The organism is Siminovitchia jepli (assembly GCF_047228825.1).
Classification (GTDB): Bacteria; Bacillota; Bacilli; order Bacillales; family Bacillaceae_C; genus Siminovitchia.
Genome location: NZ_JBFEGN010000115.1, coordinates 1 through 8,750, shown reverse-complemented (window position 1 = coordinate 8,750; position 8,750 = coordinate 1). Strand labels below are relative to the sequence as shown.

The 8,750-nt window shown below is 36.7% G+C and carries 10 protein-coding genes; 5 read left to right on the top strand and 5 right to left on the bottom strand.

Annotated elements, in window-relative coordinates:
- Positions 1-82: 82 nt before the first annotated feature.
- From AB1L08_RS20445 to AB1L08_RS20435, 3 genes are all read left to right on the top strand, one after another.
- On the top strand, positions 83-739 hold the full coding sequence (locus AB1L08_RS20445) for a VanZ family protein (RefSeq protein WP_413066465.1): 657 nt from the start codon (positions 83-85) through the stop codon (positions 737-739).
- Between the two features lie 135 nt (positions 740-874).
- A protein-coding gene (locus tag AB1L08_RS20440; protein ID WP_220156903.1) for an IS3 family transposase occupies positions 875-2,049 on the top strand; the annotation gives its coding sequence in 2 pieces (ribosomal slippage) (positions 875-1,118 and positions 1,118-2,049; 1,176 coding nt in all).
- Positions 2,050-2,266: 217 nt separating this feature from the next.
- Complete coding sequence (locus AB1L08_RS20435) at positions 2,267-2,479, top strand: hypothetical protein (RefSeq protein ID WP_033369738.1); 213 nt, start codon at positions 2,267-2,269, stop codon at positions 2,477-2,479.
- A 401-nt stretch (positions 2,480-2,880) separates the two neighbouring features.
- Here AB1L08_RS20435 and drcS read toward each other — a convergent pair whose 3' ends face one another.
- Positions 2,881-3,906, bottom strand: a complete 1,026-nt coding sequence (drcS, locus tag AB1L08_RS20430; RefSeq protein ID WP_077113179.1) for a daptomycin efflux sensor histidine kinase DrcS — start codon at positions 3,904-3,906, stop codon at positions 2,881-2,883.
- On the bottom strand, positions 3,903-4,574 hold the full coding sequence (drcR, locus tag AB1L08_RS20425; RefSeq protein ID WP_018705604.1) for a daptomycin efflux response regulator transcription factor DrcR: 672 nt from the start codon (positions 4,572-4,574) through the stop codon (positions 3,903-3,905). The genes drcS and drcR overlap by 4 nt, the downstream gene beginning before the upstream one ends.
- Before the next feature lie 207 nt (positions 4,575-4,781).
- Between drcR and drcA the strand changes: the two genes are divergently transcribed.
- Entirely contained in the window at positions 4,782-5,549 is a 768-nt protein-coding gene (gene drcA / locus AB1L08_RS20420) for a daptomycin efflux ABC transporter ATP-binding protein DrcA (RefSeq protein ID WP_018705605.1), read from the top strand.
- Complete coding sequence (locus AB1L08_RS20415) at positions 5,536-7,461, top strand: ABC transporter permease (protein WP_413066464.1); 1,926 nt, start codon at positions 5,536-5,538, stop codon at positions 7,459-7,461. The genes drcA and AB1L08_RS20415 overlap by 14 nt, the downstream gene beginning before the upstream one ends.
- 188 nt (positions 7,462-7,649) lie before the next feature.
- Here the strand turns inward: AB1L08_RS20415 and AB1L08_RS20410 are convergent, their stop codons facing one another.
- The 3 genes from AB1L08_RS20410 to AB1L08_RS20400 all read right to left on the bottom strand — a co-directional run.
- Positions 7,650-7,796, bottom strand: coding sequence for a hypothetical protein (locus AB1L08_RS20410; RefSeq protein WP_018705607.1), 147 nt, complete (start codon positions 7,794-7,796; stop codon positions 7,650-7,652).
- Positions 7,797-8,168: 372 nt separating this feature from the next.
- Positions 8,169-8,423, bottom strand: coding sequence for a helix-turn-helix domain-containing protein (locus AB1L08_RS20405; protein WP_018705608.1), 255 nt, complete (start codon positions 8,421-8,423; stop codon positions 8,169-8,171).
- Positions 8,407-8,750: RNA polymerase sigma factor (locus tag AB1L08_RS20400; protein WP_413066463.1), on the bottom strand; the 344-nt coding region annotated here is incomplete at its 5' end. The genes AB1L08_RS20405 and AB1L08_RS20400, both read right to left, overlap by 17 nt.

Below are 8,750 nucleotides of genomic sequence, written 5' to 3'. Positions count from 1 at the left end.
ACAAACCTAATTATACCAAAGGTTGGAGCCCTTTTTGTATTTATAAACTAGATTTTACTTTCGTAATCCAGGTTTATTTTCATTGTTCTTCCTGTCTATTCTCGTGATCGAAACCATACAGGCACTAACTTTGCTCGGAAGCTTTGATATTAACGATGCCATTCAAAACTCTCTAGGCGCAAGCATCGGATTCGGAGCGTACAAACTAGGGTATCGAACAAAAAACTTTTGGCTAAATATGGCTATTACCGGTATCACGTGTATTGTTATTCTAATCGGGGTATTAGCAATTTGCGGAATTGTGGAGAAAACGTTCACCAAAGCAGAGGGTCCCTTTATAGCTTTAAATGAACTGAAAAATAGTTCCGGGCATACAACAGCGGGAACAAAACCGTACAGCTTTAAAGTTAGCGGTCAAAACGTCGAACCTGGATATAATATATTTGGCGCCAAAGGCAAAGGAAGTGAAACCTACACTTATACGTCCAAGAAGGAGATTATTTTTTCATTTTATTATGGAATACCGGACTTAATGGATAGTGATGGAAGTATACGAGTTTTAGTCGATGGTCGTGAGGTATTATCCGGCTCTGGAACGGAGCAACTGAATTATCCGGAATTGTTTCCACAAATGTTTGAAATTCCACTTGAACGTGCAAGTAAGATTACGATAATCGTTAAGGGGAATGAAAAGCTTTGGGATGTAGGGTTTAGGGAAATGAAATATTTCTGGAAATGATCCAAACGTTTTGTTCAAGATAATGGTCTTTTTTTTTTTTCCCACCCCAAACATGTGGTGCTAGTATATTTTCATGGACACATCCTAGTTAGTTTCATAATTTTTGAGGAATAAGATTAAGAAGAGGTGTGTCCAATGAAAGGCCATAATAAAAACCAAAATAAATTTAATGAAGATTTCAAAAGGATGGTTGTGGAATTATATCAATCTGGCACTCCAGTCAAGCAATTAACCAGCGAATATGGCGTATCTGATGTCTCCATTTATAATTGGGTCAAAAAGTTTTCTCCCGTCAAATTTGAAGATGGAACCGTGGCAACGGCGGATGACTATACCAAGATTCAAAAGGAGCTTCGCCGGCTGCAGGAAGAAAATGAAATCTTAAAAAAGGCTATGGCCATATTCGCGAAAAGGTAAGCCAATCTGCAGTAGCTTCCGTGATTGATCAACATAAAGACCAACATCCCATCCAAACTATGTGCGAAGTCTTGGAATTGCCGCGAAGCTCCTACTACCTAACACTCCAAGAAACCGAATCCAAGCGTGAGCGGGAAAACAAGGAGCTGACAAAAAGGATCAAAGAGATCCACGAAGAAAGCAAAGGGCGTTATGGAGCCCCAAAAATTCACCAATATCTCTGTGCGGAAGGATATAGAGTAAGTCTGAAACGTGTACAGAGACTGATGAAAAAAGAGGGCATCCGTTCCATCGTCATTAAAAAATATCGGCCAACACCAAGCAAAGAAACAGTTATCGAACGCGAGAATATCCTGGCCAGGGACTTTTCTACGACCACCATCAATGAAAAATGGGTGGCCGATATTACGTATATCCATACATTAAAGGATGGCTGGTGCTACCTTGCTTCTGTGATGGACCTGCATTCAAAGAAAATCGTAGGCTATTCCTTTTCTTGTACAATGACAACAGACCTGGTGATTAAAGCATTGGATAACGCCTATGCCACGCAGCTACCACCAGAGGAGTTAATTCTGCACAGTGACTTGGGTTCCCAATATACGAGTGAGGCTTTCATGGAAGAGGCTGAGTCAAAAAAGATCAGACAATCATTCAGTCGAAAGGGCTGCCCGTACGATAACGCCTGTATTGAATCCTTCCATGCTATTTTGAAGAAGGAAGAAATACATCACGTAACTTATCTGGATTACGCCTCTGCAAAGATTCATCTCTTCCAATACATTGAAGGCTGGTATAATCGAAAGCGAATGCATGGCAGCCTTCAATATAAGACCCCACAACAGGTTGAAGATGAAATCCGGGTGGCGGCTAAGTCACTGCATCATGTCTGAGCACGGCGCTTTACATGGAGGGGGGGCATGTTAGGCTCGTCCGCCTGCGAAAGGATTGTTTGACCCTTTCGCCCTTCGCAAGACACCCATGCCCATAGAGGCTCCATGTCAAGCGACATAGACCAACCCACTCTTATGAAATGGAGCTCTGTCCAATCCACCATCTATTTTGTGTCCAGAATATTGGCGTAGATCCAATTATACGATTTACAGTGCTATGAACATTAATTTATTTAATAGGGTTTTTCAACACTATAATCCGAATACCCAAAAGAAAAAGAAATTCAAAGAAGTTGAAGCTACTTTCATAAAATTGTTACCTGATCAATTCCCGAATTGGGGTCAAATAGGCTATGAATGGGTTTATGAAGAAATCTATGGTGCTGACTTTTCACCACTGACTAAAGCAATGGAGGAGGGTTATTTTTAACCCTCTTTCTACACTATTTTCCGATTACCCCATAAAAATATAACCAAATAAAAATCTTAAATAAAGTGTTTGAGCCTCAATTGATTTTCAAAAGTCATTGCATATGCATGTTAAAACCATGGATAATATTTCCCATACTTGGAACTGGAGATAAAAAGAGGACATATAACGTTGATTTATCGTGGTATTAATAAAACCATATTTGAAAAGTTCGATTAAAATATAATAAAAACCTGGTTATAGCTATTTTCAAGTACTTATTTTTTTATCAATTAATTCACTTACTATTGGCTATATTATTTAATATTTCTTAAGCCTTACGATAAACATTATTCTACTTGAACACCTTTAATTTGATACTATTTTCCGATTAATCAATTTCTTTAACCCCACCATTATACTTATAGATGATAATAATTTCTGATTTTTGGAAAGTGGATGATGACCTTCGTATATTTCCCATCTTCTGAATGAATGGAAAGGTCATGTCCTAATTTAAGAGCCATTTCTTTTGCAAGGTAGAGACCTAAACCGGTAGATTTGGCATGACTTCTCCCAATAGATCCTGTAAATCCTTTTTCAAATACGCGGCTGATATCCTCTGGCTTAATTCCAATGCCTGTATCTTGAATCTGTAGCCGCTTTTCTTTTAGATCTTCCTCAAATTGTACGGAGATTTCCCCGCCTTCACCTGTATATTTTAAAGAATTTGAAAAAACTTGATCCATAATAAAACCAAGCCATTTACTGTCGGTATGGACAACCTGTTCAATATTGTCCATATGAAAACGAATTTGCTTGTTAATAAAAGATTTGGCAAATTTCTTTACACTGTTTTTAGCGACTTGATCCAACACTACCTCGGAAATAAAATAATCTTTGGAAAAAGAATCAATGCGAGAATAATAAAGAGCCTGCTCCACGTAATTTTCGATTCTATCCAACTCATCTTCAAACTTGTCCACAAGGTATTCAACAGTTCTTCCATTACTGTTTTCCATAAGCAAGCGACCTGCCGCAATCGGAACCTTGACTTCATGAATCCAAGATGTAATAAAGTCTTGATGATCCATTTTTTCGTTATACAACTTTTGTAATTGATCGCCATGCACACTATTTACTTTTTTTAATAACTCAAGATATAACAGTTGTTCATCGTTTCGCGGTTTAGGCAGAGTTGCGAGAAATTCTTCATGATTACTTTCAACCAAATCATTTAATTCCCGATAAAATTCTCTATTGTAATAGTATTCGATGATTACGTATATAGCTACAATAAAAAAGATAACCACATTGGTATATACGATATTACTTACAGTGTTTCTGGAATCTGTGCTCACAATCGTCATCAAAGAAACAAAGAACATAATGATCACGTTTAATATAAAGAAATTCCGTTTATCTTTTAGATATTGAAAGAAACTCATTGGATAATATAACCTTGTCCTTTCTTAGTCATAATGAAGTGTTCTTTTCCAAGTTCAGCAAGCTTTTTACGCAGACGAGCAATATTAACCGTCAATGTATTTTCGTCTACGAAATTTTCATTCTTCCAAAGGCTACGCATCATTTTCGTACGACTGACGATGGTTCCTTTATTTTTCATCAGGATTTTCAAAATAAGAAATTCTGTTTTCGTGAGTTCCGACTTTCGATCTCCATGTAAGGCCTCTCCGTTCTCAAGGTTTAATATAATTCCATCATGTTCGATTGTCTTAGACTGTGTTTCCATGTAGGAATACGTTCTGCGGAGGAGTGCATTAATTTTTGCAATCAATACATCCATATGGAAAGGTTTTTGAATATAATCATCTCCTCCCATGTTTATCGACATCACTATATCCATTGGTGTATCACGGGAAGAGAGAAAGATCATAGGGACCTTTGAAATTTCTCTGATTTTATTACACCAGTAAAATCCGTCAAACGATGGCAAATTGATATCCATGATGACTAGGTGAGGATCATGATTAAGAAATACCTGCATGATTTGGTCAAAGTCTTCGATCTTAACGGTTTCAAAACCCCACTTTTCTAATGTTTCCCCTACCATATCACGAATGGTCAAATCATCTTCCACAATCATGATTTTCATTCCTCTTCCCTCCAAACAATCATCCTTCTTTAACATCATATTAATTGAATATCGACCAACATACAAAGAAAATATCGTGTTTAAACATATTTTTTATCAATGTGACGAAAATGTAAGGTTACGAGATCAAGCTGTAAGTTTATATAAAGGGCACCTATTGTAAAATAAAAACGTAAAACAAAACAACTCTGAATGGAGGATTTAAATATGAAAACTATTGTCGAAGCAAAACAAATAAAAAAAGTCTATGGTGCAAAGGGAAATGTATTTTCAGCTTTGGAGGATATAGACTTAACCGTCATGGAAGGTGAATTCGTCGGTATTATGGGTCCCTCGGGTGCTGGTAAATCAACTTTACTAAATATATTGGCAACAATTGACGAGCCGACTGCTGGTGACATCGTGGTTGACGGAATCAATTTGACAAAGATGAATGAAGAGCAATTATCTGCCTTTCGCCGTGACAAACTTGGTTTCCTTTTCCAAGACTATAATTTATTAGATACTCTAACTGTGAAAGAAAATATTATCTTGCCGTTAGCCTTGGCAAAATTGAACGTTAAGGAATTGGAACGAAGAGCAGATGAAGTGGCAGATAAGTTTGGCATTCGCGACATTTTAAATAAGTACCCGTATCAAATTTCTGGGGGACAAAAGCAACGCACGGCAGCATCACGCGCGATTATTTCAAAGCCAAACCTAATATTGGCAGATGAACCAACAGGTGCGTTGGATTCGAAATCAGCAACAGACTTATTAGAAAGTTTAAAGGATCTTAATGAACAAGACAAGGCAACAATTTTAATGGTTACCCATGATGCTTATGCGGCAAGTTATTGTAATCGCGTCCTATTTATTAAAGACGGTAAAATCTTCACAGAACTTGTGAAAGGGAAAAGATCCCGCAAAGAATTTTTCAACAAGGTGTTGGATGTTCTATCCGCACTGGGGGGTGGAGCAAATGACGTTATTTAGTTTAGCAAGGAAAAATATTAAAGGTAACTTCAATAATTATTTTGTCTATTTTGTTACGCTCGTCTTCAGCATGGTTATTTATTATACGTTCACTTCCTTGCAATATAGCGAAAAAATTCAGGAAAGCATTGAATTGTCGGATACAATGAGTTTCATGTTTGGGGTATCATCAATTATCTTAATTTTATTCGTAGCAATCTTTATTTTGTACTCCAATTCATTCTTCACAAGAAAAAGGAAGAAAGAAGTCGGATTGTACGCCATACTTGGTTTACGCAAGAAAACCATTGCAAAAATGTTATTTTATGAAAATTTGATTATGGGAATCATTGCAATAGTTATTGGAATTATTCTTGGAACCTTACTTTCCAAATTATTTGCAATGATTTTAATAAAACTTATGGGTTCAATTGCCGAGGTGGACTTCGGTATTTCCATTCAAGCGATTACCCAAACAGTCATAGTCTTTATGGTCATTATTTTATTCACTTCCGTTCAAGGTTACCGTTTGATTTATCGTTTTACATTAATCGAATTATTCTATGATGAGAAAAAAGGAGAACAAATTCCAAAGGTTTCACTTATATCGGCTGTTATCGGAGTTATATTGCTTGTCGTTAGTTACTGGCTGATATTAAAACCATTTCCTGACGAATTTACTACGGAATATTTAATGAAAAATTATGGTATTGCTTTTGTTGCTCTCGTCATTGGCACCCATTTATTTTTTCGATCTGTAACGGTCTATTTATTAAGATTATCACAAAAAAATAAGTCGCGTTATTACAGAGGAACTAGAATAATTGAAATATCTCGCTTACTGTTTCGTATTAGAGGGAATGCACGTACCTTTACAGTCATTGCATTGTTGAGTTCTGCAACGATCTGTTTCTTAGGTGCAACTTACAGTGGGTATTACAGCAACGAAAAAAGAGCTGAGGAAGTTGTTCCGTTCAGCTATTCGCATTTGTCAAAAGGTCCAGAATTTGATTCGCAGGTGGAGAGCATAATAAAAGCAGATCATCGACATCCAATAAAAGCCCAACTAGACATACCCGTCATTCAGGTAAAAGGAATACTCTCATTTCAACTGGATTATGACATAAATCCTGTGCAATTAATCTCAGAAAGTACATTTAATAAAGCAGCGAATGCTTTAAATAAGGATGAAACAGTCTTACTATCAAGAAATCAAGCAGCAGTAATCCAGCCAAGGTTTACTGAATATACGAAGTCGGTTTTTAAAGGAGAAAATATAACGATTCAATTGCCTCAAGGAAGCAGCGAACTGCCATTTGTTCATATGGTTGAAAGTAATGTGCTACCTTTCGATTATCCCGATTTCTTTCTCGTAGTCAGTAACGAAATGTTTGCTGAGATAGCCAAAAAAGAGGCTCCATTAACTTATAAAGTGTATGAAGTGGAAAATGAAGTAACGGCACAAGCCACATCAAAGAAAGTAAATAAACTGGTTGGAAACGATTTTCAAGTTTCTTCATCATTTTATACGGAGTATAAGCAAGGTAAAGAAGGAAACGCAATTACTCTCTTTATTTTTGGATTTTTGGGGCTTGTATTTTTAGCGGCAAGTGGAAGTATCATTTATTTCAAACAGTTAACAGAAGCGAATGAGGCGAAAGGACAGTATGAAATCCTTAGAAAAATCGGTGTCAATAAAAAGGATATACGTAAATCAATCAAAAGGCAGTCATTATTTGTGTTTGGATTGCCACTAACCGTAGGAATATTGCACAGTTGTGTGGCATTGTACTTTACTAGCAACTTTATTTCTAATCTCATTGGAATCAATCTTATCTTCCCTATTCTAATGGCTATAGTCTTCTTTGTTATCATCTATGCAGTCTATTACGTATTAACTGTTAATACGTACAATCGCATTGTAAACAAATAAGAGCGAAACATCTCTCGAATGTTCGGTTCGGGGGGTGTTTTGTCATGTATTCCTTTGTTAAAAAAATCCTCATTACTCTGGAATCTAGACCGATTATATTATTGAAGATCAAATTGAACATCCTTAAATCTTCTAACAACAAAAAATGATAACTCCTATACAAAATGTATCGCCAATAGAAACACAATTCAGTCTGTAATATCAGAAATGATGCCATATTCTTTCATTAATTTATTTTTAACCATGTAATATTCTTTCTTGGTAATCAATTTACGGGTTAGCAGTTGTTTTAACATAGCAATTTGCATACTATAAGGAATCAAGTTCTGTTTCAAAAAACACGCCCCCTTATAATTAATCAATTAAAATCAGACGGCTGTTGGTACAGCTCCACGGGAATTTCACCCCTGCAAGTATTCCTTCCAGCTCTACTCATAGCTTGCGACGCTTTGAACGCTCGAACCATGACGGTAGAGGAGTATCATTATCTATACTGATGGGTTATCGCCAACAATCACCACGATTGCATTAGATTCATAGATTATCGCTCGTTTCTAACGAAAGTCATGGCGTATGAATCAAGTGGCTCGTCATCAGTAGAATGTATCTGATTTTTTAGTTTATACTGCACAGCGTTATCTTCCGTGCTTTCTTTGTCAAAGAACAAATATATGATTAATGAAAGGGAAAACCTAACCATTCTGTATTCAAATTTTGAAAGCTAAAACAGATTGCATAAGCTTCGCTCGTAAGCGTTCGCGTGTATCTTCATCGATACCCCAATAAGTGTTTCCTTGTTCATCACGGAGCTTACGCATGGATAGGCTTGTCATATAGCTTCCATAATGTAGAACAACTACTTTCATTGCTTCTGGCTCACCCTTATTTGCAGCTAAAATAATTGGGTACGGCAATAAACCACGCTCGTTGTTTCCAACATTAGAATTAATCACTCCGCTCATCTGCATGTTCCTCCAAAAATCGTCTTAACCTCTTGAAAGAGCTTGTCCTCCTATACTGAACGGTACTACGTGGAATACCGAGTAGTTCAGCTATTTCTACATCTGATTTGTCAAAAAAGTAGTATAAAAGGACAGTCTTACGCTTTTCTTTTGGCAAAGTACGCAACGCTTCAGCGAGTAATTTCGGAGTTATTTTCTTTCCAGCCACTTGAAAACTTTGTCCTTCTTCTCCTTCATATTGCTTATCTAAGTAAGCGTCAAATAATCCCCACCTGTTTTCAGATGGGGATTTTATATATGCTTTATTTAGATTTATTTGGAACACGG